The organism is Nitrosomonas communis, assembly GCF_900114745.1.
GTDB classification, from domain to species: Bacteria; Pseudomonadota; Gammaproteobacteria; order Burkholderiales; family Nitrosomonadaceae; genus Nitrosomonas; species Nitrosomonas communis_A.
Genome location: NZ_FOUB01000018.1, coordinates 1 through 22845, shown reverse-complemented (window position 1 = coordinate 22845; position 22845 = coordinate 1). Strand labels below are relative to the sequence as shown.

The following is a 22845-nucleotide window of genomic DNA, read 5'->3' as shown; positions in this document are numbered from 1 at the left end:
TTATTTTGTAGCGACGGTAGGATTAGATGAAGAAATAGTTAGAGAATATATCTATCCGACACCAAGTAAAAGAGAAGGAGGATGAACATTATGATCAGCTTAAGCTTATGTGTGATGCTACCTGATACTATCTGCTATCCTATCTTTAGGTAGCGCAATTTTTGCCTTTCTGGAGTGTTATTATGAAAATGGTTTCCCCGCCAATGCCGTCAGGCTGTCATCTTGAACCTTGAGGTTCAAGGTGGTCGCAAACCGGATGCATCAGGTGCCCCTTCTTTGAGGAGCGCACAACAGCATCACTTTAGTTCGCAACCTGCTATAACAATTGGTTCAAAGAGTATTAGCCTTAACAAACACCGCAGGGAAATTCTGTAATGCAAATTCTGTATTGCTCAAACAAGATTTAATGAAAAAATCTTAACTTATTTTTTATTGGTCTTCTTTTTCTTTTTTTGGCAACAACTCATCTAACTTGTTTTCTATAAATTTAATTTTACGCTTAAATTCACTCATGTCAAAACTTTTGGCTGGACGCATGGTAAGCAGTTCATGAGTCATATGAAGCGCTGCTACAATCGCAATCTGTTCGGTTCCCACTATTTTGCGTTCATTTTTTATTTGCAGCATTTTTTTATCTAAATAAGAAACCGCCAGCAATAAACCCTCGCGTTCTTTTTCAGAGCAGTTAATGCGGAATTCTCGTCCCATAATAGTAACGATGATTGTCTCAGTGTCCATACCTATTTTCAGGAAGATTTTTTAAAAAATCCTGTAAGCGATTGATAACAATATGTATAGTTTAGGAAGCTGATTATCTATGCAGTGATTGAGTCAGCTGAATGATGATAAAATCTGCCTTTTAATGAGCAGATAACTTTATATCATTTTACAAGTTGATTAATTTTATCATCAAATAATTTTAAAATTCTGCATTCATGAAGTCACTATGGTTTTACAAACATAATAAAGTTAAAGTCAATTATTAATCGACCTTATTCCAATTCCAAATCAAAAATGACGCAACGGCGAGCCGGAGACAGTATCAATAATACGGTGAGGTGAAGCCGACAAAGACAATTTTGATTTAGAAATGGAATAAAATGAGATAATTGAAAAACTGTTCTTAGCTAAATAGGCACAATGTGGCGAATTCTAATTTTGTAAATGAAATGCTGGATGTCATTATCATTGGGGCAGGGAGCGCTGGGTTGTCTGCGTTGCGCGAAGTAAGGAAGCGCACCGAACAATTTGTAATTGTCAATGATGGCCCTTGGGGAACGACATGCGCACGTATTGGATGTATGCCCTCTAAGCTATTGATTGAAGCGGCCAATGCCTTCCATCGGCGTACTACATTTGATACATTTGGAATTCGGGGGGCAGACCAGCTGAGGATAGATATAGCTCGTGTCATGCAGCGTGTTCGTGAGCTTCGTAATGATTTTGTAGCCAGTACCTTAAATGCAACTGAAGTGCTTGGACCGAGGGCGATTTCGGGTCGTGCGCGCTTGCTTAATGCAAATCAAGTCCTGATCAATGATAAAAAGTTAAGTGCAAAAAATATTATTATCGCTACCGGCTCACACCCAATTGTCCCCGCAGAGTGGCATGTACCGGGAAATCGTTTATTGACTACAGACACTTTATTTGAGCAGGAAAACTTACCAACAAGGTTGGCGGTCATTGGAACGGGGCCTATTGGGGTGGAAATGGCACAAGCACTGGCCCGCTTAGGTGTAAAGGTCACTGCATTCGGCAGTAATAAGCTGATTGGCGGCTTAACTGATCCACACATTAATGAGGTAGCGTTAGATTTACTTTCACAGGAATTTCCACTCTATTTGGGAGAAAGAGCTGAGGTGGTTCTGGAACCAGAAGAAAATTGCGTGCGCATTCGAACGAGTGGAGTAGACATCGCGGTTGATGGTGTACTGGCAGCACTTGGCCGTCGCCCCAATATTGATAATCTTGGACTCGAAACGCTAGGTGTTTCGCTCGATGAACAAGGATTACCCCCTGTGAATCCCACTACTATGCAGATAGCTGATCTTCCTGTGTTCTTGGCTGGCGATGCGAATAATTATCTGCCATTGCTGCATGAAGCTGCCGACGAAGGACATATCGCAGGGCTAAACGCAGTACAAGAAGAAATGATTTGTTTCAAACGTCGTACTCCACTTGGCATCGTGTTTTCTGATCCAAATATTGCAGTTGTTGGAAACGATTTTCGATCACTTGATCGTAATGATATCGTAATCGGTGAAGTGCATTTTGATCATCAAGGACGTGCCAGGGCTGCACAATGTAATAAAGGAATGTTACGCCTTTATGCAAAATCAGGAAGCGGCGAACTACTCGGTGCAGAGATTTGTGCCCCAGCAGGCGAACATATGGCTCATTTACTGGCGCTGGCAATTGATCAATCTCTAACGGTTGGGGACCTGTTAGGTATGCCTTTTTATCATCCGGTTCTGGAAGAGGGACTCCGTACGGGATTACGTAATCTCGCTGCCAAATTGCCGGCAGTCAGCGAATCTGATCTTGCTTCCTGTGATGCTTTCAATGCGGCCGCACTCGATTGATTTACGGCACCTCTAAAAATTCAGAGTTTTAAACAAGACGAGGCGAGAACAAAAAATGTTGACGCAGCATATAACTGATATGTAAGGAAACAATTTTTGTGAACAGCGACGTATTGTGACGAGACGGGGTAAGCAGGCAATCCGCGAAAGCAGATGCTCGCAAATATGGGTGTTTAGAGATACCCTTATAATTGTCAGACGGTGATACCGAACAGTTTTCCTGCTGTAGCAGTAAGCCCCATGGCGAGTGTTCCCCAGAAAGTTACCCTGATTGCGCCTTTCAAAATATTTGCGCCTCCCAAATAAGCAGCCAGTGCACCCAACATAGCCAGAGAAAAAAGGGAAAAGCTGGCGACAATAGGAATAATTTGGGCTGTGGGTGCAACAAAAGTAGCTGTAAGCGGCATGGCAGCACCTAGGGTAAACATCGCTGCTGAGGTAAAAGCCGCTTGAATGGGTTTTGCGGTCATACGCTCATAAATACCCAATTCATCTCTGAGATGGGCATCTAATGCATCCTGAGCCATTAATTGCATAGCCACTTGTTTTGCGAGTTCCGGTTGGATTCCTCTTTTGATATAGATCTCTACTAATTCCTGGAATTCAAATTCATGATCTTCCTGAAGATGGCGTTGTTCAAGAGCAATATCGGCTTTTTCTGTATCGGCCTGCGAGCTGACAGAGACATATTCCCCGGCCGCCATCGACATGGCTCCGGCAACAAGACCTGCTATACCTGCCAAAAGAATATCTTCCCGGCTTGTGTGGGCAGCAGCTACGCCGATAATAAGGCTGGCTATAGACACAATTCCATCATTAGCACCCAGTACGGCAGCACGTAACCACCCAGTACGGTGAGAGCGATGATCTTCTTTATGAGCCATGAAGGTTAATAAAATTTTATTAGGTTGAGAAGCGCTGCAGTATAGCTATCATAATGATGCTTATTGGCAATGGCCAACCTGAACGTGCCGTTCTGCAATAGCCATGCTTTAATGATTTTATAATAATAGCAATTATGTATTGACTTTCTTCATATAAACCTTCAAATTGTGAATGTAACTTGCTCATTATTTTTATTCTTTATGCTATAAGTTGTCTAAACAAAGCTGATTTACTCTCTTCATTTGTTATAAGGAGGTTTGTTGCAATGGACAAAGAACTTTCTTTTGATAATATTGATGTTGATGAAGTAGTCAATGACATCATGCCGATTAGCCGGGTAGCGAAGATAATTGATGAAAATGAATTCCTCAATGAGGATGATGAAGATATTGAAATCGAAGAAATTGAAATAACGCTTGATTCTCTGGGATTAGATTAATTTTAGGACGCCTCTAAAAATTCAGAGTTCTAAACAAGACAAGTCGAGAACAAAAAATATTGACGTAGCATATAACTGATATGTAAGGAAACATTTTTTGTAAACAACGAAAGATTGTACGAAATATGAATTTTTAGAGTGCCCTTTATTAAAAGTGGGCGGATTAGTTAGAAGCTATCCGCCTCCGTATTGCACATTCTTAATTTTTTTCACCTGCTAGCAGGGTGAAAATACTGTTTATTCATCATGCGGTAAGATGAGTATTGGCGAAATAGCGTAAGCTTATTCGTCACCAAAGTCCCTATAGCTCCTTATACGATGCACTCGTTAAAGAGTGGTTGATTCTTCCAAAAAATATTCTCATGCATAAATCCAAGGCAACTAGACGCAGAGCAAAAAAGGTTGGTTTACCCGCTGAGACCTTGCTATACACAGGGGAAAGGGAGAAAAACAGTATCCATATCACGCTCACTGACTATGATGCAAAGCACTTTGAGGAGCATACACTCAAACAAGTAGATGAGTGCCTACCTTATAAACTTAAGCCCACCATCACATGGATCGATGTCGATGGCGTGCATGATCCCAGTATACTTGAGAAATTGAGTGAAGATTTTAGTATCCACCGGCTTGTGACTGAAGATTTGATGAATATCGTGCAGCGGCCAAAATGTGATGATTTTGGTGATTATCTATTTATCGTTGTCAAGATGCTTTCCTATGACGAGCAGGAGAACAAAATCCATCCGGAGCAGATCAGTATTATTCTAGGACAGAAATTCCTGCTGTCTTTTCAGGAGGAGAGTAAAAGAGATGCCTTCCAATTAATTCGTGACCATCTGCGTACTGGAAAAGGGAAAATAAGGAAGATGGATACCGACTATCTTGCTTATTCGCTACTGGATACATTGGTGGATAACTATTTCATCGTTCTCGAAAAACTTGGCGATAAGATTGATCTGCTGGAAGAGGAGTTGATGATCCGACCTGATAAAACTGTTATAGAGCAGCTTTACCAATTGAAGCGGGAACTTCTGTTTTTACATAAAGTGGTGTGGCCGTTGCGCGAAGTCATTTCATCGCTGGCACGGCGGGAGTCGCCGTTAATTCATGAAGTGACGGTTCCCTATTTGCTTGATATCTATGATCATGTCGTGCAAGCCATTGACAGTGTCGAGATTTACCGGGATATGCTCACAAGCTTGCTTGATCTGTATATCTCGAATGTGAGCTACCGAACGAACGAGATCATGAAAGTCCTGACGATCATCGCTACCATCTTTATGCCATTAACCTTTCTCGCTGGCGTTTATGGTATGAATTTTAAATATATGCCAGAGCTTGAATGGGAATATGGCTATCTACTGATATGGATGATCATGATCGGGCTGGGCGCGGTCATGCTTGTCTACTTTAAGAAAAAGCGCTGGATATAGTTTTTCATAGTGGACACTAATTCCATTCCTAAATCAAAACTGATTTTGTTGGCTTTACCTTGCCGTATTATTTAACCTGTCTGCGGCTCGCCTTCGCGTATTCTTGATCTAGAAATGGAATAAGGATACGCGCTTAAGTTATCACCTAGAAACCCTAGGGTGCAAAGGCCAACATATTTTGAGCAAGCCGAATATTCCCTTGCTTGGTGAAATAAGCCATCTCATTCGCAATATCTTTACCTAACAATATTTTTAGAGGGGTATCTTCACGTAGTTCGTTGTTTTCAATCATTTTAACTTGACCTGGCATGAGTTGACTGATTCGCACAGCATGCGTATGCGCATCTGTGTGGTAATGTATTTCGGTTTGGGGCTGCTGGAATGTTGGGTGATTGGTAAGGCGTGCGTTGTCAAATCCATATGATTTCAGAAAGGCAGCCATATCTTTGGCCATGCCTGCTACGCCATTACCATTTGAGATTTCAATCCGTTTATTTTGCTTAACAGCGGCAGAATTTTCTGGAGCGGGTTTTTCTGCTTGGTCATGGGTGAGAGGAGTCAGATAAATAGATGAGGTTGAAGGTGAGGCGGTAACGGGGGTTGAAACTGTTTTAGGTACAGCTTTTGAAACGGGTGCTACTGTTGGTGTTGTGTGGAGTTTTTCCTGCTCGACTCTGAATTCATAAACGTTGGGGGCGACTTGTACGAGTTGCTGCTGACTGGAATTTTGTTTTATGGGTAGATTTTGCGGGACACTCGCGCTAATTTCTTCAGGCTTTTTCATTACAGGTGAAAAAACTGCCATTCCCTCTATCATTCCCATGCGTTTCTGTGCCATAGCCAGATTTTGGCGTGCTTTAGAATTGTGGGGATCAAAGTTAAGTGCTTCCTGGAATGCCGCCACTGCTTCGCTATTTTGCCCTTGGATAAGATGAGCATAGCCAAGATTGTTATACAGATAGGTCGCTGAAGGTGCAATACTGATTGCTTTTTGGAAATGCTCCAATGCTAACTGATGCTGTCCTTGTGTGGAGTAAATAACACCTAAGCCATTGTGAGCTTCTATATAATTAGGATTGACAGCAAGTACTTTCTGATAAAATTCGATCGCGGTTGCATAACTGGTTTTTCTATGATGATAGCGTGCCATTTGATAGAGATTTTCTGCACTCGTATCCGCATGCTGTACATTCATCACGGGCTTAATTTGCAGTGCTGAGTATTCTTTGCTTGAATATAAGGACGCGCAACCAGTCAATATAGACAGACAGCTGAATGCCCATGCAAGCCTTTGTTTGTTCATGCTCATCATTTATTCTCCTGTAGTATCCGTCGTATCCGCCTTGCTATGAATGGCAGCTAGATTGGCACGTGCCTTTTCGTTTCCGGGATCTAATCGCAACGCTTGCTCAAACTCACTGATGGCTTCAGGTTTGCGCCCCAGCAAAAAATAGGTATAACCCAGATTATTACGTAAATGAGATGCCAGTGGCGCTAAAGCAACTGCTCTCTGCAGATGTTGTAGCGCTGGTTCAAATTTTCCCTGGATAGAATAAATAACACCGAGCCCATTATGTGCTTCAGCATAATTAGGGTTGATTGACAGAATATTTTCATAGGTAGTGATGGCTTCTGGGAACCGGGCCTCATCCTGATATTTGCGCCCTAATTGATACATTGTTTCAAGATCATGGGTGATCTGAGCGCTTTCTTTTGTATCACTACTTGTTGATCCCATTTTGTTCTTGCCAGGTTGAGTGGCGCAACCTGCCAACAGAAAGATGCAGGTAAGTATCCATAAAAGTTGTTTAAAATTGAACACGAAAAATCTCCTTTATTGGCCTGTGCCACCCATGGTAGGTAGCAAAATACTATAGATGTTGATCATGGCAGGTCCCATGAGTACAACTAGCAGAGAAGGAAAAATGAAGAAAATAAGTGGAAACAGCAATTTTAGAGCAATTTTCGCAGCTGCTTCTTCTGCACGTAAACGACGTTTAGTACGCAAGGTATCTGAGTACACACGCAAGGAAGCAGCTGTGCTTGTTCCAAAGCGGTCGGCTTGAACGAGCATAGCGACCAAAGCTTCAATTTCCTCTACTCCAGTTCGCAGGGCAAGATTGCGTAGTGCTTTTTCCCTGGATGCGCCAGCGCGCAATTCCAGACCCACAAGAAAAATTTCATCAGCCAGAATTTTACTGCTCAGCTTTATTTCTTCTCCCACTTTGGCCAGAGCAGCATCCAGCCCTAGCCCAGCTTCGACACATACAGTCATGAGATCAATCGCGTCAGGAAAGCTTTCAAACAGTTCGCGCTGACGCACAAATATTTTACGTGCCAATATTACATTGGGTAAATAATAGCCTATAGATGCAAGCACCAGCAGCACCATTGCAGCTACTTCCATGCTTAACTGTAATTTACCAATACCTGCTGCAAGTAAAAAGATTCCGGGAAATACCAGAGCGAGTAATGCCTTAATGGCAAAGTAAATGTAGGGTGCACCGTTGGATCGATAGCCAGCATGAATAAAACGGGCTCGTAAAGCAGATTTTTCCCAGTCCTCCTCAGGCAATGCAAGTTTTGCCAAAGGTTTTGATAATTTTATAACCTTTTCTTTCCACGCCTCATCTGCTTTATTGTCATCCAGTACGCTATCCTTTGCAGCGATTTGTTTCAGGCGCGTACTGGTCGCGCGAGGTGAGAATACGAGCATCATGGCGTAAGCAATACCAGCAACTGCCAGAAAAATCATAATCAAAAAAGCGGTTTGTGCAGAAATCATAATTTGTTACCTCTAGAACTAATGAAAATTAAAGAGCAGCTAAATCATATTAATTTTAAATTTTATTTATCTACACAACGCGGCTTATACGCGAATCTTGATAATGCGTGACATGGCATAAATACCGAGTAGCATCATTATACCCGCGGCTGCAACGAGCTTATGCCCAGCTGGATCTGTCCATAATGGATCCATAAAACCGGGATTGACGAGGTTCATTACAAGCCCGACTGCAAATGGCAGACTGCAAAGGATCCAGGCAGATAATCTTCCTTCAGCAGACAGAACGCGAATTTGGCCTAATAATTTGAGTCTTGCACGAATCAATCCACTGATTGTGTCGAGTAATTCCGTCAGGTTACCGCCACTTTCGCGCTGAATAAGCACAGCTATGACAAAGTAACGCAAATCAGTGATGGGTACGCGTGCGGCAAGATTGATCAGGGCATTCTGCGCGGGAACACCGAAATTAATTTCATCAAATACCAAACGAAATTCGGTAGCAGAAGGTTCAACGCCCTCAGTCGCGGCCATTTGTAACGCACCCGGAAAGGCATGCCCTGCCTTCAAGGCACGCGACATAAGGTCGATAGTTTCCGGCAATTGCTGTTCGATTAAATTTAGACGCTTACGTTTGGCTCTGCATACATAGAAATAGGGAATCAGGGCGCCACCTACTGCGCATAGCAACATGACTAGAAATGGCCAGTTCAGCAATGCAGCAATTGCCATACTCCCCAGACTGCTCATAGCGCTGTAAGTCAGAAATTGTGACATCATCATCGGCAGTCCGGATTGTAGCAACAGTTTATCGAGGCTATGCATGCGCGGTAATTTCAGCAGCAGTCTTTGTAGGGGAGGGGAGTTGCTCAATAAGCGTTGCTTGAGCAGGGTTGTATTTTCTTTACCGCTCCAGCCAGCTGAAATTTGCTGTAATCGTTTCTGGATGCGTTTTGCCTCGGGCCCCTGGTTCGAGCGCCAAGCGAAATAACCTCCTTCGAGCATCAGTACGACTGCAAGAAAAGCCAGTGCTATGAATAAATAATAAAGGTAATCCATATTCGCTCCTTATTCGTATCTTTTAGTAGGATCGAACAGGTCATCCCGCAAAGCTACACCATATACACGTAAACGATCAGCAAACTTTGGACGGATCCCCGTTGCACGGAAATGCCCCAGCACGGTTCCATCTGCTGCTACACCTGTTTGCTCGAATGTGTAGATTTCCTGCATGGTGATGACATCACCCTCCATACCGGTAATTTCCTGAATGCTTAGGATTTTGCGTTTGCCATCCGGTAGACGGGAGACTTGGATGACTGCAACGATCGCGGAACTGATTTGTTGACGGACTGCCTTGGGCGGTAAATTAAGTCCAGCCATTCCAACCATATTTTCGACCCGGCTCAGCGCATCGCGGGGGGTATTAGCATGAACCGTTGCCATGGAGCCTTCATGACCGGTATTCATAGCTTGCAGCATATCGACTGCTTCCGCACCACGTACTTCACCGATGATGACCCGGTCAGGGCGCATTCGCAGGCTATTTCGCACCAGTGAACGCTGGGAGACTTCACCCTTGCCTTCTACGTTTGGCGGGCGTGTTTCCAGTCGGACCACATGCGGCTGCTGTAATTGCAGCTCGGCGGCATCTTCGATCGTAATGATACGTTCGGAGGTGGGGATAAAACTGGACATGATATTGAGCAATGTCGTTTTGCCGCTACCGGTACCCCCTGAAATCAGTATGCTGCATTTTGCCTTAACTAATCCGCTGATAATTTCAGCCACTTCGGATGTCATTGATTTGTAGCTTATCAGGTCATCCACTTTGAGAGGAACCACAGCAAAGCGACGGATCGAGACCAGGGAACCATCAAGAGCCAGCGGCGGAATAATCGCGTTGACCCGTGAACCATCTGGCAACCGGGCATCGACCATTGGGCTTGACTCATCCACCCTACGCCCAACCCGAGAAACAATGCGGTCAATAATTTTTCTTAAATGATTTTCGTTGGCAAAATGGATATCGGTGATTTCCAGCTTCCCGCGGCGCTCGACATAGATCTGGCGATGCGTATTGATCAGAATATCTGAGATGGTGGGATCTGCCAACAACGGTTCGAGTGGCCCGAGTCCAAGTATTTCGTGTTGAATATCCTGAATGATACGCTGACGCTCGGTGTCATTGATCGGAGTGCGCTCCTCGATCAGTAGCCGTTCCACCAGAGCCTTGATTTCTGCCAATAAGCGGTCTTGCGGCAAATTTTCCATAACAGCTAGATCCATCCGATTGAGCAGTTCTTCATGGATGCGGGATTTCAATTCATGGTAGGCCAAGCTTTCGTGTGAAACCGTACGGTTATTATTGACGGCCATGGCAACAACCTGATTTGGTGCTGCGTTGCTGTTTGCTATTATTCCTTGAAGACGATCTCGTATTGACATGATATGTGTTCCCTAAATATTGGTGAATGATTTGCCATGGGATGTGTTGTTTCAGCGCTAAAAAGAAAAGAGTTTTTTTAGTAGTCCGTTATGCGCATGATTTTTTGTGAGTTCCTGCGTGATTTCCTGTAATGATTTTGCAACTGCACTGCGCCGTGCCAATTTGCTAACTGGTATGCCTTGATTAACCGATTCAGCGACAACTTTATAGTCGTTGGGAATGACTTTATACACTTCCTGCTGCAGTGTGCTAGCCACATCATCCAGGGTAATATCATCTTTTTTACCATAGCGATTTAAGATCAGCCGGATTTTGTCAGGGGAATAGCCTAACGAGTTGAAGGTACCGATGATGCGTTTTGCATCACGGACGAAAGGTAATGTCTGCTGTAAGATCGGAAAAATCAGGTCAGCCTGATCCAGGCACTGAATCGAAATAGCATCGAACAAACGCCCGATATCCAGAATCACAAAATCGTAGTGTTTTTTAGCTACTTCAAGCAAAGGTTTGATATGCTCCGGTTTTATTTCGGCCGCTTTCTCGGGCTCATCCGGTGCAGGTAGCATATCGAAATTAGGCAGGACCTGAATCGAGCTGGAAGAGAGAAATGAGCCATCCAGCCGCTGGATTTGCCGGGTCACATCAGCAATGTTCGTAGTAGATGTCGCCTCGTGTATGAACAGGGAAGCATCACCAAACTGCAAGTTGAAATCGAGCAGAATGACCCGCTTGTTTTCCTCTGACGCCAGGTTATAAGCAATATTGCTCGCAAGAAAGGTCGCGCCACTACCTCCCTTGCAGGGGATAAATGCCACTATTTTGCTCTCATGCATTGGCATTTTGGCGAGCATCATTCTTTGTTGGAAGCGCTCGACTGCGTTGGTCAGCACACTTTGGGTTAAAGGAGTAGGGACGACCTCCCGCACACCTACACGCATGGCTTCCAGCAGGAATTCCTGCGGTTGGGGCGGGCATAGCACAATTACGCCCAAATCAGGAAAGCGGGAAGTGACCTGACTCAGGATCTGCTGCTCCCCTGAATCAAGACGAATGCCTTCCAGTAGCAGTAGATCCGGATGGATTTGTTCGATCACAGCCGGAATTTGTTGCGCACCTCCCGTTATCGCTACCAATGGCTGTGGCATGTTGGATTGCGCCAAATATTTCTGGATATCACTCAAACATTGTTGATCTTGTGAGATGGTTGCGATTTTCATTTGCCTACTCCTTTTATGTTCTGTGTATGCTGATACAGATGTTTTGCCTTTCCAAATTTTTATGTCGATTTGACCTTGTCATACTTATCGTTTGCATCGTTACAGCGTTTTGCTTGAGTTTGTTGAAATCCGCTCTTAATTCGATCAGGTGGTTCGGAAAGCTTAATGCGCACAATAAGAATTCTGCCTAAATGGTCTAGCGGTGATTTGGAAATAGGTTTATTCATAATGAGTTAGGCGCAATCCGGATTGACGCTATCCATACTTTCACGCGGAAGCGTCGTGCTAAACGACGGCATACTAATATTTAATGGCACAAATGGAATCACGGTGGATACTGTTAAGCCGGTGATACCGACAGTGATTGAAGTGCAGGTATTACTGTCACAGCCGCTGGGTAAATAATCGACGGTGATATTGCTGGATCCCAGCACGCCTAGCATAGCTTGCATTTTTGTTTTAATAGCGGCTGCATCCTGGTTACACACGACTGCCAGACGTGCACCCAACCGCGTTGCTTCCGTAGCGGAATTCCAGTAAAACAGCACCCGGCTCATTTCCATGGCACCAATCAGTACTGTAAATAGAATGGAAGCGATCAGAGCAAACTCAACGGCAGCTACACCGCGTTGATTAAAGCGATTAATCGATGCAGATCTTCTATTAAATTGTTCGTTAGCTTTCATGATTGCCTCATCGTTGCCGTTATGTCGTCAAATGTGATCGATCCCTCGCCTCCACCAAGAAATGTGCGCGGATCTAATATAAAGTTAAAGGTGTATCCAGTAATGCTTACTTCCACGAGTGTAATCGGTGTACCTTCTGCCGTTGTAGTATTGATAGGGTTGATATTTACCATACTGGTAGCCAATCCGGGGGCGAGGGTCTGCCCGGTGCACTCGCTATTGCCGTATACCGCGAGGCATTTGGCTTCAGTTTGAGCCTGGGTATAGTTGGTCGATGAGGGGTTGTAGAGCGAAAGATACCGTACCGAATCACGGGCTGCTTTGACGAGCGTGTTATATTGATAGATTGCCCGGCCAAATTCTGCTGCTCCCAGTGCGAGCATCAGTAGCGGAATCAATACCAGCGCAAATTCCACCGCGACTGCACCGCGCATCGCTTTATGCATGTTCTGCATGTTGCCAGGAAATTTTTGAAGGGTGTGTCTGACTTGATTCATATATTTACCTCACTAAAGTTGGAACTAACGGCCCTGCAGCATTGGCTCCTCCTGGTACACCATTGGTGGCGCAGGGGCTGTTGGGATCGTTTGATCGGCCCAGATATTCGACAAACATTCTAGTTGAACCTGTTTGGGTGTTGCCACCTTGAGCGTTATTGATTGGGTGGAGCATCAAAATACATGCCCATTCATTAACAGGTGCTGTGGAACCACTCACGAAACCACTGCAATCAATTATAGGTACGGTAGCTAATCTGCGATCTTCACCATTTGCCTTGAGATAAGAGGCATTTTCAATCGTGCCATTTATTTTCAATCCTGTATTGGCATCTCCTTGGTAGGGTGAGTTGTTTCCTCTTTGATCCTGAAAATCAGCGAATGCATTGGATTTGGAAAACCAGTTAATTTCAGTATAGGCGTAGCCGCTATAATCAGGTATCGAATCACCTGCTTTGACGTTACCTTGATATATCCCAAAACGGCTGTTCCAGTCATTGGCTAGAGAGGACTTGACGCCTGCTTCGCCAACTTCAGTTCCTGTAGTCGGGAGGCTGCACACACCGGGGCCTGTTAATTGCCCGGCCAATTCGGAGGCACCGCCTGCAGGCGGGGTATAATCCACCCATACAAAATTTCCTGTCAGATTACCTTCGGTTGTACTCCCCGCTGGTCCCAACACACTTTCTAGCCATGTTCCCACCGGAGTGCCTGTAGATACACTGTTGCTACAGACGCCTATAGGGAGAGCGCAAGAGGTAATCTGTGATGGCCAGAGGGTGGCGACTGCACTTGCGGCTACCGTTTGGTCATCAATATCAACACCAGGTAGAAGATTCAGTACTTGGATGAACCAGTTGGCGATACCTGTGCGACTAGCTTCACATTGTGCATAACGCATATTGATCGCCCCGGGGCCAGTAAAAGCGGTCTGATAGCCTCCTGTCAAAGTTTCACTGAATGTTACGCTGCGGATGGTAATCTGTTCCTTCTGGAAGAGTACCTCGTGGTTCTCGCCAGTGGTCACACCCGCTGCCTCAGCTAGCACGAGCTGATTGGTATTGGCGCTTGTTAATTCACGTGCTGCAGCCAATGCACAGGCGTCTGCGCTGTTTTGCAGCTCGGTCTTGGCGACAAACAGCTTGCCCAGATCGAGTGCCAGCCCAACAAAGCCGACCAGTGCGGCCAGTGACAGAGCTACGATGATAGCGGCGGCACCTGTTTCCTTCTGGGGAAATCGATTGTTCAAGCTAAGGGGTAATCTATTTGAACAGTTATTCATCAGTTGTTATCCTCGTAAATTTCCTGCTAATCCTGATCCAGGGCCTAATTGCCATTGCCGCGCTGACCGCCGCCACCTCCGCCGGAGCTTAAAGATGAGGGAACTCCTCGCGGTGACAGTTGTGGGTTTCTGAACGAATTACGGTAGCTATCAAAGATGGCATCGCCAGCCTGCCCATCGACGCCCATGACAGGCTCAGTATTGAGTGAGGCTTCCGGATTAATAGTTTGCTGTGCTTTGGCAATATCGACTGCTTCACCAAAGTGTGCATCCCAACGCGGGGTGATGGGTGTACATCCCGCTGTTAGGAGAGCCAAGGCAAGCAAAGGGCCGGAAAGTGAGCCTGAGATATTTTCTGATGTCATTGTTTTCATGTGTTTTTCTCCTTATTTCATCTGAAAACCGCCGTGCTCGATCTGTGGAGAGCTTACCCTTGTAGATTGGGCTTGATCGGATTTACTTTCCATCCTGCCATGAATCAGGAATTCACCACGGTCAGGCGAGATGAATGCATCGGTCGGTAGTGGGTAGTCAGGCTGTAATGGTTTGATCAAACGGGGTGTGATCACGATCATGAGCTCTGTTTTCTTTTGCTTATAATTGCTGCTGCGGAATAGCGTACCGAGTACCGGTACCTCGCCGAGTATGGGGAATCGTTTGACCTGCTCTGTTAAGTTATCTTGCAACAGACCTCCGATAGCCAGTGATTGACCATCGCTCAGTTGTACCGTGGTCGAGACGCGCCGAGTGGTAAAGGTAGGAATAGCCAGAACCTGCCCCAAGCCGGTGGATGCGACATTGGTAATATCTACCAGTTCCGATACCTCCGGGCTGACTTTCAGATTGATACGACCTTCTTCCAATACTGTCGGCGTGAAATGCACGCCTATACCGAATTCTTTAGGTAAGAGCCTTACTTGATTTGCACTAGGAACAGGAATCATAATTTCACCGCCAACGAGGAAGCTTGCGGCCTGTCCACTAATCGCGACGATATTGGGTTCAGCCAGAATTTTGATTAGTTCATCCTTCTTTTCGGCATCCACGAGGAAAGCAGTGGCTTCCTCAAAGGTGGCATTTGAGATTCTGGGCAAACCCAGATCGACATTTGCATTCAGACCTTTAGCTGTCAGCAGATTCGCAGCACCGCCGCCAATAACGCCTGCCATCACCTGTGTCCAGGCGCTGCCGGCTTTTCTTGCTGCCCGGGCAAAATCAAAACCTAATTTTTCCGCTATGGTACGGTTGACCTCTGCTACCTTAACTTCCAGCATGACTTGCTGATTGTCGCGTACACGTAGCAGATTAACGATTTTGATGCTACCGAGGCCAGCACCAGCACCGGCTGAATCCTCGTCGCTTTGTACTCCTTGCCGTAATATCTGCATTCCCTGCATTCCCCCCTGTCCTCCTTGCCCACCTTGCGGACTGTCGCCTTGCATGCTCATCATCATGCCTAATACCGATGTGCGCATATAGGTATCCGCCAGGGCAACTGCACGATCAGCCTTAATGGTGTTGGCTACCGTGCCGGAAAGAATCAGCGAATCACCGGCAGCTCTAACATGAATGTCTTTTTCATCCGGCATGATCTCCTGTAGTTTGTTTTGCAACGCTACTGCATCCATCAAGACGGTCACATCGACCACTCTGGTTTGCCCGCTCTTTGCCCACAGAATGATGTTGGTGGTACCGATCATTTTACCCAGGATATACACCTCACTTGGATTGATCAGGGTAACGTCGGCCACGCCAGGATTGCCAACCGATATGCGAGAAATTGCTGATGGCAGCCTAAGTAGAGTAGATTTACCTAGCGTTACATCCATGGTGGATGCCATCTCATGCATATCGTATGCTCTGTGTTTGGATGGAATCGATGCGACATTTTGTGCCAATGTCGTGGAAATACTGATTATCCACAATATGACTATCCAAAGTAGGATCGTGGTGAAATCAGATTGTCGTTGCGATGTCATTTAATTCCCCTTTCCTTTTATTTAATGCTGCGCATTGGTTTTTTGCAGGCCCCGGATGATTTCAACCGAGGGCTTAGGTGTGCCAGTAGATTTGTAGACGATTTTGGTTTCTGTTTTAGCTTCTGCTGTAACAATTTTTCTTCCAAGCAGATCATTGGTGCGTACCCCATTGGTTGCACCGTAACTATTGTCAATTTGGTTACGTAATACCAGTGATAATGTGCCAACGCTACGCGCTAAATCGAGTTTTTCTGCCTCATCAGGTGTAACTTCAAGCGTAACCGCATTGACAACTTTGGGCTTGGTTTCATCACGACCGAGGTCCTGCGCCACAGCAAGCACTAAAATCTGTTCCAGAACAATTTTGGAAATAGGGTTTTTATTGTTGTCTTCTTTAATATTGACCAGGATATCGACCAGATTACCGGGTAGAGCAAATCCTGCTACACCCACCACATCATTCACGCGTACAGTGATGGCGCGCTTACCATCAGCAATGACACCTGACAACCCGCCTGCAGTGCCTTCGGGTGCGAGTTTGGCATCTAGCAGCGGTTCGCCTCGATGTAGATTAACCTTGTTAACGCGGCTGTCGAGTAATTTAATGTCATGAAACGATCCAGCCGGTATACTGCCACTTGGCCAATCGATTGTTGTCAGTAAATCAGGTGTGAGCCGCGTACCCACATTGATATCCTGCGCAGCAACGACGATTCTGGAGGCATCAATGTTTACTTGCTGATTAATCCATCTTCCTGCCACAATCATCGCAGCAACCCCTAACAATAATGAAACTATGATCATCCCTATCCCTCGTGCATTTCTCATTGGCATACCTCTTGTCTGTTAATCGGGTTGTAAACTTGTACATAAATCTATTGCACACCTTGATCGCTACGTTGGGCAGTGTTCTCTTTCCCCTTGTTTATTTAATTGATATATTTAGTCGCAGGATTTCTTCTACTTATCATTACGGCTGATCACTGCGATTTCTTCACAAACTCTTTGATTTTTTTATTTAACATTTCTTAATTCTTTAATTGTTTTTGTGAAGATAAGAAAACAGTAAAACCAATTTACTTTCTTACTGTTATGCCGCCACCCAGTGAGCTGTTGCCAGATAGAATAGCGTCCCAGCTGTTATCGCTACACCATAAGGTAATTTGCCAGTAGATTCTGGGAACGTTTCACTTGCTGAAATACTAACCATTGACGACCCTGCAATGCGGATGAGCAGCATGATCTTTAGATTTTCTAGCAATCTGGATAACCTGCCTCGCAGAAGTGCAACACCTAACGCCAATACACCTCCAGCGAGTAAAATATATAACGTAATGATTAACATGCTGGTCGAGCCTACAAAAGTACCGATCATGGCCATAAGTTTGATATCACCCGCTCCCATGGCACGCAGCAGATAAAGCGGAAGTAACACTACGAGACCTACTCCTAATCCTGCCAGAGAAGTTAACAAGCCAAAGGCGCCCATTTCTTGTGGGAGTAGAGTATTGAGTAACACACCGATAATGGCACCCGGAAAAACGAGTATATTGGGTATTCGGTAATAGCGGATATCCTGCCATGCTGCGATTAGCAACAGTATGATTAAAGTTGAAATTATCAAAGGGTGCATTTAAATTTTCTCCTCTGAGTTTTATTATTCCGGTGCAACTTAATTGTTGCACCGGAATAAGAAATAAAATTATGCTGCTGGTTTGAGATTGGCGGATACAGTTTGAAAGATAGTGTTCAGATCTGTTCCGACTGTTTGTACAGCTGTAACAATTACAACAGCAATCAATGAAGCGATCAGACCATATTCAATGGCAGTAACGCCTTCTTCATTGTTCATGAATTGTTTTACAGATTGAATCAGTTTGTTCATGGTATTCCTCCTGTTAAGGTTAAATGAAAAGAGCTTTATGATTATGCTGCTGGTTTGAGATTGGCGGATACAGTTTGAAAGACAGTATTCAGATCTGTCCCGACTGTTTGTACAGCAGTAACAATTACAACCGCGATCAATGCAGCGATCAGACCATATTCAATGGCAGTAACGCCTTCTTCATTGTTCATGAATTGTTTTACAGATTGAATCAGTTTGTTCATGGTATTCCTCCTGTTAAAGTTAAGTGAAAAGAGCTTTATGATTATGCTGCTGGTTTAAGATTGGCGGATACAGTTTGAAAGACAGTATTCAGATCTGTTCCGACTGTTTGTACAGCAGTAACAATTACAACCGCGATCAATGCAGCGATCAGACCATATTCAATGGCGGTAACGCCTTCTTCGTTGTTCATGAATTGTTTTACAGATTGAATCAGTTTGTTCATGGTGTTTACTCCAGTTAAGGTTAAGTAAAAAGAACTTTATGAAAGTGACATTATTTTGTTACGCCACGGTGTAATTGTGGTGTGACAGATATTCTTTGCCTATCGTACTGTGGTACATCGTCCTTTGGTACACCGTACTTTGGTACGATCTACGAACAGCCGCGCATCGTATATAAAGAATAAGTGCGCAATCTTGCCGTTCTTTTAGCAAAACAATTCAATCAGTAGTCGTGATATACCTGCTCTAATCAATCTAGAGTGGAGGTGGTAAGACGCGGAGCGCACATTGCTGTTCTTTCTTCTTTCTCATGGAGCCAAAATATGAATGCATTATCAAGAATCATAAAATCGCCGAGATTCAATGTTTACAGTGGTGTGCTATTGGCCACGTTATATGGATTATTTGCTTACGCACATTTCAGCAAGTTTCAACAAACCAATGATTGGGCATTATTGCTGGTTATCATTGCTGAAACCTTGGGAGCAATTTTCTTTATCTGCCGTAGCGATCCGCAAACCGTTTCTACTGCGCCCTCAGACTGGCTAGTGGCGATTATTGGTACGTTTGCGCCACTCTTTTTGCGTCCAGCAGAGTGGGGGATTCTCCCGGTGGCCAATATTCTGATAATGGTGGGTACCATGCTGCAGATCATCAGTCTGATATCCCTCAATCGAAGTTTTGCACTCGTAGCGGCTAAGCGCGAAATTAAAACAACCTGGATGTACCGTATCGTGCGACACCCGCTATATGCCAGTTATTCAGTGTTATTTGGTGGCTATGTATTAGTGCATACCACGCTTATGAATCTGTTGGTTTATATAGTGACGATGGTATTTCTCTGCATAAGAATCTTTCGTGAAGAAAAACATCTTGCTCAGGATCAAACTTATCGCACCTATATGTTTAACGTGCGTTACCGGCTGATTCCTTTTGTGTTTTAACCCGCGAGTTGGTGAATTTGAGCTAATCCCTGCATCGCTGGGAATTTTGCTAAATGGAAATATGCTTTCTATTCCCGCACAAAAGGACTCAACGATGCAGCGTGTAGGGCGCAATAACCATCGGGCATTGCGCCGTATGTTTTATAGATACAAAACTGGTGCAATGCGCTACGCTTATTACACCCTACGGTTGCATGGTTCTGCTTAACCGGAGATGAATGGCAGCAGGTTTTTTTACGAGTGAGCCAATACAACATCAGGCAGAAATAGTGGGATAATCACTGTTATTATTGTCAAATACCTGATTCGTTGTAGCAGCGGTATCTTTAACGAGCAAGGCCAGCTTAATTCTGTCTGAAATCGCCAGCTTGCGGAATATTTCAGTCAAGTGCGCCTTGACGGTTCGTTCGGTAATATCCAATCGTTTAGCAATCTGCTTGTTGCTTTCGCCGCGACCCACCAGAATGGCGATTTCATATTCACGTTTTGTTAAATTTTCCAGCAAGTTATTCACCGCACGCTCAATGTGTTTTTTCTCCTGCATGGCCGTAGCCAGTTCATCTTGCATACGCTGAACTAATTGTCGCCGGATCCATAATTCACCTCGACAGACAGCTTCAACTGCGCGCTTGATTTGCTCAGATGAGATCGTATCCAGGCAAAAACCCTTAACGCCCGCTTTGAATAACTTCCATTCATTTTCATCAGAAATACCGGGACTAAACAATATAATGCGTGTTCGGGGACTCAACTTCAGCATGTTCTCAATTGTCTGAGAGTTGTCTATAACCAAGAAGTCATAATCAAGTAAAAGGATGGGGGGTGTTCTTCTTATCAGCTCATTTCTGAGGGTATCCGGATTTGTCAAGCAGTATAAAGTAGAGATATCTGATAATCCCTGCTTCCAATGAGTAAGTTTGTCTTCAGATGAACTGGCAAATATAATCAAGATAATTACTCCTGTTTGACTCGATTAGGGTCGTGTTGTTAATGCCGATTTAAATTAATACAGCCATTTCAGTAAATTCCGAATTAAATTTGACATGCCATCATCACATGCTATTTACATGATAATAGGAATCATCCATTTTTACCCTTTGTCATACTCGTCGCTCGCTGATGCATTAATTAAAAGATTGTTCTCGCAATTAGCACGATGCGCACGTACGGTACAACACGAGATCGGATAAAGGGAAGCGTATGTAAGTTGGATAACGGTCGGACTCCATAGAAAGAACGGCAGGATACTGATCACAATCAAAATACCTTTACATAGTGTATCGTAGTGAATTGAAAAAATAGATTTGCTAATTCTTAGCTCATTGAAAGGTGACTGGTGGATCAACTTCGTCATTGATCATCAAATCTTTTCAATTATCTTGCTTGAAATAAAATTATGTTTTCTCAATAATTTCATTTGCGTATAAATCATTTTCATCTTCATGACCAATTTCAGAATATTGTCATTTGCTCATATCGATACAGCATTTGCATACATCATACTGCGTCTATTTATATTCGGCAATAACAGATGTCACTTTTTAACGACATTTTTTATTGTTGAATTTAATCATTAAAAATTAGTAACATACAGAGAAATGTCTCTTGACTATCCTTATTCTATATCTATTTTTTTAATTCTATTCCTAAATTAAACCTGGCATTGTCAGCTTTTTCTTGCTCTTGGATTTATACCGTCTGCATTTTTCTTTTGCGTCATGTTTGATTTCAAATGGAATCAATGGAATAATGGAATCAAATTTAATAAAAGGAAGTGTAGTAAAGGCGCGTAAGCGCCAGCTGTGGTGTTGCCTTTGGAGTTGATTTTGAATGGGGCAGATACCAATAGCAATAAGTGTTTCAGTAGAATTAATCTGCTAATGTCTGTCAAAGCGCGCTAACTTCGTATGCGTTTTATTCACAGTGTCGGTATGCGCGAGATAGGGAAGTTAAGTCGGGGTTGTCGGCGGCGGGAGTACCTTCATGTGAAGAATAAAATACTTTTCTTGCGTCCTTTATTAATGAGTCTAAACGGCAGGTAGCCAGGAGGGATAAAGATGAAAAGGTTAATCGTTTTAGCTAATTTCATTGGATTATTGTTACCTATTACTCTCCACGCCCAAAGCCTCGGGGTATTTTGTTGGAGACTTAATCCTTTTGTTGATATTTTGTGTTTCGATATTGAAGATAAAGGGTTTGTTTTTGAACTGACAGGAACCCAAGGCATCGCCACTTTTCAAATTTCATCACATGGTGCAGCTAATTTGAACCGTTCAACTAATCGATATCATCTAGGATTTACTTCTCATTTCCCTAACGGGTTTCACGGCCAATTTTTTGTGTCGTTAAATACACAATCACTTAATGGCACTTGGACAGATAATTTGGGAAACAGTGGTGATTTTTTCTTCCAAGGGACTGGGCCTTTACCTCCTGGATTGTCAGACGGGACAGATGGCGATTATTTTAGCCATATTTCTTCACGATAGGTTTAGCTCTCGGTTTTTTTTACGGGTCATGAATTATCCTAAAAGAGGTTTTTCAGGATAGTTCAGGCTGATTGCTAATAGGCGAATTTTCTCATTTTATTCTGACCCGTAAAGCTATCCTTCAATGATTTCAAAATCATGCGTGATATTGACAGTGCTCCTGAGCATGATGGAGGCTGAACAATATTTTTCTGCGGAGAGATTGATCGCGCGTTCTACTTGTTGAGCGTTCAGGCTTTTTCCGGTAACGATAAAGTGCAGATGGATATCTGTGAAGACCTTGGGATCTTCAGAAGCACGGGTGCTATCGATTTTCACGACGCAGTCGGTAACTTCCTGGCGGCTTTTTTGCAGAATCAGGATGACGTCAATAGAAGAGCAGCCACCGAGCCCCAGTAATATCAATTCCATCGGGCGAGGTCCTAGATTTTTCCCGCCGATATTTGGTGCGCCATCAATTGATACGGAATGCCCGCTTTCTGTTTCACCTCTGAAGCTAATACCATCTAGCCATTTAATCCGTGCTTTCATATTTTTTCCTGTGCTTTATTAGGGTCTGTTGACGTTTTAAGATAAGTATTTCATAGATAGAAACAAACTCGTAATATTGGGGTTCCTACACCCCCAACAAAACGAGTTTGCGATGCCCCGAATGATGCTCAATGATGAGTACTGGTCGAAGCTGGAGAAGATTCTGCTTCAAGAATCGATTTATAACAAGCGCAATCTGCGCATGACGGTAGAAGGCCTACTGTATCGAATGCGGGTTGGCTGTCCGTGGCGCGATCTGCCCAGGGTGTTCGGCTGCTGGAATTCTATCTATAAAAGATTCAATGCCTGGTCA

Annotated in this window: 27 protein-coding genes and 1 other RNA gene; 7 read left to right on the top strand and 21 right to left on the bottom strand. The window is 44.1% G+C overall.

The features are described 5' to 3' along the window. Window positions 1-190 precede the first annotated feature (190 nt). Together ssrS and BM122_RS08820 are read right to left on the bottom strand one after the other, a co-directional pair. Window positions 191-368: non-coding RNA, 6S RNA (ssrS, locus tag BM122_RS08825), on the bottom strand. Window positions 369-429: 61 nt separating this feature from the next. Further along, entirely contained in the window at window positions 430-738 is a 309-nt protein-coding gene (locus BM122_RS08820) for a cell division protein ZapA (protein ID WP_074905228.1), read from the bottom strand. Window positions 739-1142: 404 nt separating this feature from the next. Between BM122_RS08820 and BM122_RS08815 the strand changes: the two genes are divergently transcribed. Then, complete coding sequence (locus BM122_RS08815; RefSeq protein WP_442753904.1) at window positions 1143-2582, top strand: dihydrolipoyl dehydrogenase; 1440 nt, start codon at window positions 1143-1145, stop codon at window positions 2580-2582. Between the two features lie 194 nt (window positions 2583-2776). On the opposite strand, the gene BM122_RS08810 is transcribed toward BM122_RS08815, so the two are convergent. After that, the gene (locus BM122_RS08810; RefSeq protein WP_074905226.1) at window positions 2777-3466 is read right to left on the bottom strand and encodes a VIT1/CCC1 transporter family protein; all 690 of its coding nucleotides are present in this window, start codon (window positions 3464-3466) and stop codon (window positions 2777-2779) included. Window positions 3467-3732: 266 nt separating this feature from the next. Between BM122_RS08810 and BM122_RS23240 the strand changes: the two genes are divergently transcribed. Further along, window positions 3733-3906, top strand: coding sequence for a hypothetical protein (locus tag BM122_RS23240; protein WP_177198084.1), 174 nt, complete (start codon window positions 3733-3735; stop codon window positions 3904-3906). 362 nt (window positions 3907-4268) lie between these two features. Continuing rightward, the gene (corA, locus tag BM122_RS08805) at window positions 4269-5342 is read left to right on the top strand and encodes a magnesium/cobalt transporter CorA (RefSeq protein ID WP_074905225.1); all 1074 of its coding nucleotides are present in this window, start codon (window positions 4269-4271) and stop codon (window positions 5340-5342) included. 154 nt (window positions 5343-5496) lie between these two features. On the opposite strand, the gene BM122_RS08800 is transcribed toward corA, so the two are convergent. The 16 genes from BM122_RS08800 to BM122_RS08725 all read right to left on the bottom strand — a co-directional run bounded on the left by BM122_RS08800 (window position 5497) and on the right by BM122_RS08725 (window position 18570). Beyond that, window positions 5497-6645, bottom strand: coding sequence for a LytR C-terminal domain-containing protein (locus BM122_RS08800; RefSeq protein WP_074905253.1), 1149 nt, complete (start codon window positions 6643-6645; stop codon window positions 5497-5499). A 9-nt stretch (window positions 6646-6654) separates the two neighbouring features. After that, window positions 6655-7164, bottom strand: coding sequence for a tetratricopeptide repeat protein (locus BM122_RS08795; RefSeq protein ID WP_074905224.1), 510 nt, complete (start codon window positions 7162-7164; stop codon window positions 6655-6657). A gap of 12 nt (window positions 7165-7176) precedes the next feature. After that, window positions 7177-8127 (bottom strand): type II secretion system F family protein, encoded by a 951-nt coding sequence (locus BM122_RS08790; protein ID WP_074905223.1) that lies wholly within the window; start codon window positions 8125-8127, stop codon window positions 7177-7179. A gap of 84 nt (window positions 8128-8211) precedes the next feature. Next, on the bottom strand, window positions 8212-9186 hold the full coding sequence (locus BM122_RS08785; RefSeq protein WP_074905222.1) for a type II secretion system F family protein: 975 nt from the start codon (window positions 9184-9186) through the stop codon (window positions 8212-8214). 9 nt (window positions 9187-9195) lie between these two features. Beyond that, a complete protein-coding gene (locus BM122_RS08780; protein WP_074905221.1) occupies window positions 9196-10575 on the bottom strand; it encodes a TadA family conjugal transfer-associated ATPase in 1380 nt (459 codons plus the stop codon). 57 nt (window positions 10576-10632) lie between these two features. After that, window positions 10633-11793 (bottom strand): CpaE/TadZ family protein, encoded by a 1161-nt coding sequence (locus BM122_RS08775; RefSeq protein ID WP_074905220.1) that lies wholly within the window; start codon window positions 11791-11793, stop codon window positions 10633-10635. A 233-nt stretch (window positions 11794-12026) separates the two neighbouring features. Beyond that, window positions 12027-12479 carry a TadE/TadG family type IV pilus assembly protein gene (locus BM122_RS08770; protein WP_074905219.1) on the bottom strand — a complete coding sequence of 151 codons (453 nt, stop codon included), beginning with the start codon at window positions 12477-12479 and terminating at the stop codon, window positions 12027-12029. Then, window positions 12476-12976 carry a TadE/TadG family type IV pilus assembly protein gene (locus BM122_RS08765; protein ID WP_256211969.1) on the bottom strand — a complete coding sequence of 167 codons (501 nt, stop codon included), beginning with the start codon at window positions 12974-12976 and terminating at the stop codon, window positions 12476-12478. The genes BM122_RS08770 and BM122_RS08765 overlap by 4 nt, the downstream gene beginning before the upstream one ends. Window positions 12977-12980: 4 nt before the next feature. After that, a complete protein-coding gene (locus BM122_RS08760) occupies window positions 12981-14258 on the bottom strand; it encodes a TadE/TadG family type IV pilus assembly protein (RefSeq protein WP_074905218.1) in 1278 nt (425 codons plus the stop codon). 44 nt (window positions 14259-14302) lie between these two features. Then, a complete protein-coding gene (locus tag BM122_RS08755; protein ID WP_074905217.1) occupies window positions 14303-14632 on the bottom strand; it encodes a hypothetical protein in 330 nt (109 codons plus the stop codon). Between the two features lie 12 nt (window positions 14633-14644). After that, window positions 14645-16237, bottom strand: a complete 1593-nt coding sequence (locus BM122_RS08750) for a type II and III secretion system protein family protein (RefSeq protein ID WP_074905216.1) — start codon at window positions 16235-16237, stop codon at window positions 14645-14647. A gap of 21 nt (window positions 16238-16258) precedes the next feature. Next, window positions 16259-17065 (bottom strand): Flp pilus assembly protein CpaB, encoded by an 807-nt coding sequence (cpaB, locus tag BM122_RS08745; RefSeq protein ID WP_074905215.1) that lies wholly within the window; start codon window positions 17063-17065, stop codon window positions 16259-16261. A 262-nt stretch (window positions 17066-17327) separates the two neighbouring features. Next, a complete protein-coding gene (locus BM122_RS08740) occupies window positions 17328-17870 on the bottom strand; it encodes an A24 family peptidase (protein WP_074905214.1) in 543 nt (180 codons plus the stop codon). A 69-nt stretch (window positions 17871-17939) separates the two neighbouring features. Next, the gene (locus BM122_RS08735) at window positions 17940-18122 is read right to left on the bottom strand and encodes a Flp family type IVb pilin (RefSeq protein ID WP_074905213.1); all 183 of its coding nucleotides are present in this window, start codon (window positions 18120-18122) and stop codon (window positions 17940-17942) included. A 41-nt stretch (window positions 18123-18163) separates the two neighbouring features. Continuing rightward, window positions 18164-18346: a Flp family type IVb pilin gene (locus BM122_RS08730; protein WP_074905212.1), complete on the bottom strand. Its 183-nt coding sequence runs from the start codon at window positions 18344-18346 to the stop codon at window positions 18164-18166. Window positions 18347-18387: 41 nt separating this feature from the next. Beyond that, window positions 18388-18570 (bottom strand): Flp family type IVb pilin, encoded by a 183-nt coding sequence (locus BM122_RS08725; RefSeq protein WP_074905212.1) that lies wholly within the window; start codon window positions 18568-18570, stop codon window positions 18388-18390. A gap of 321 nt (window positions 18571-18891) precedes the next feature. Between BM122_RS08725 and BM122_RS08720 the strand changes: the two genes are divergently transcribed. Both BM122_RS08720 and BM122_RS23235 read left to right on the top strand, forming a co-directional pair. After that, complete coding sequence (locus BM122_RS08720; RefSeq protein ID WP_074905211.1) at window positions 18892-19512, top strand: methyltransferase family protein; 621 nt, start codon at window positions 18892-18894, stop codon at window positions 19510-19512. 61 nt (window positions 19513-19573) lie between these two features. Beyond that, window positions 19574-19720 carry a hypothetical protein gene (locus BM122_RS23235; RefSeq protein WP_177198083.1) on the top strand — a complete coding sequence of 49 codons (147 nt, stop codon included), beginning with the start codon at window positions 19574-19576 and terminating at the stop codon, window positions 19718-19720. A gap of 48 nt (window positions 19721-19768) precedes the next feature. On the opposite strand, the gene BM122_RS08715 is transcribed toward BM122_RS23235, so the two are convergent. Then, window positions 19769-20461 (bottom strand): LuxR C-terminal-related transcriptional regulator, encoded by a 693-nt coding sequence (locus tag BM122_RS08715; protein WP_083398412.1) that lies wholly within the window; start codon window positions 20459-20461, stop codon window positions 19769-19771. A 1108-nt stretch (window positions 20462-21569) separates the two neighbouring features. On the opposite strand from BM122_RS08715, the gene BM122_RS08710 reads away from it, so the two are divergent. Beyond that, window positions 21570-22001, top strand: a complete 432-nt coding sequence (locus tag BM122_RS08710) for a hypothetical protein (RefSeq protein WP_074905209.1) — start codon at window positions 21570-21572, stop codon at window positions 21999-22001. A 114-nt stretch (window positions 22002-22115) separates the two neighbouring features. On the opposite strand, the gene BM122_RS08705 is transcribed toward BM122_RS08710, so the two are convergent. Beyond that, a complete protein-coding gene (locus BM122_RS08705) occupies window positions 22116-22532 on the bottom strand; it encodes an OsmC family protein (RefSeq protein ID WP_074905208.1) in 417 nt (138 codons plus the stop codon). A 112-nt stretch (window positions 22533-22644) separates the two neighbouring features. Between BM122_RS08705 and BM122_RS08700 the strand changes: the two genes are divergently transcribed. Continuing rightward, window positions 22645-22845 (top strand): transposase (locus BM122_RS08700; protein ID WP_143083342.1); only part of this gene is annotated, 201 nt, incomplete at its 3' end.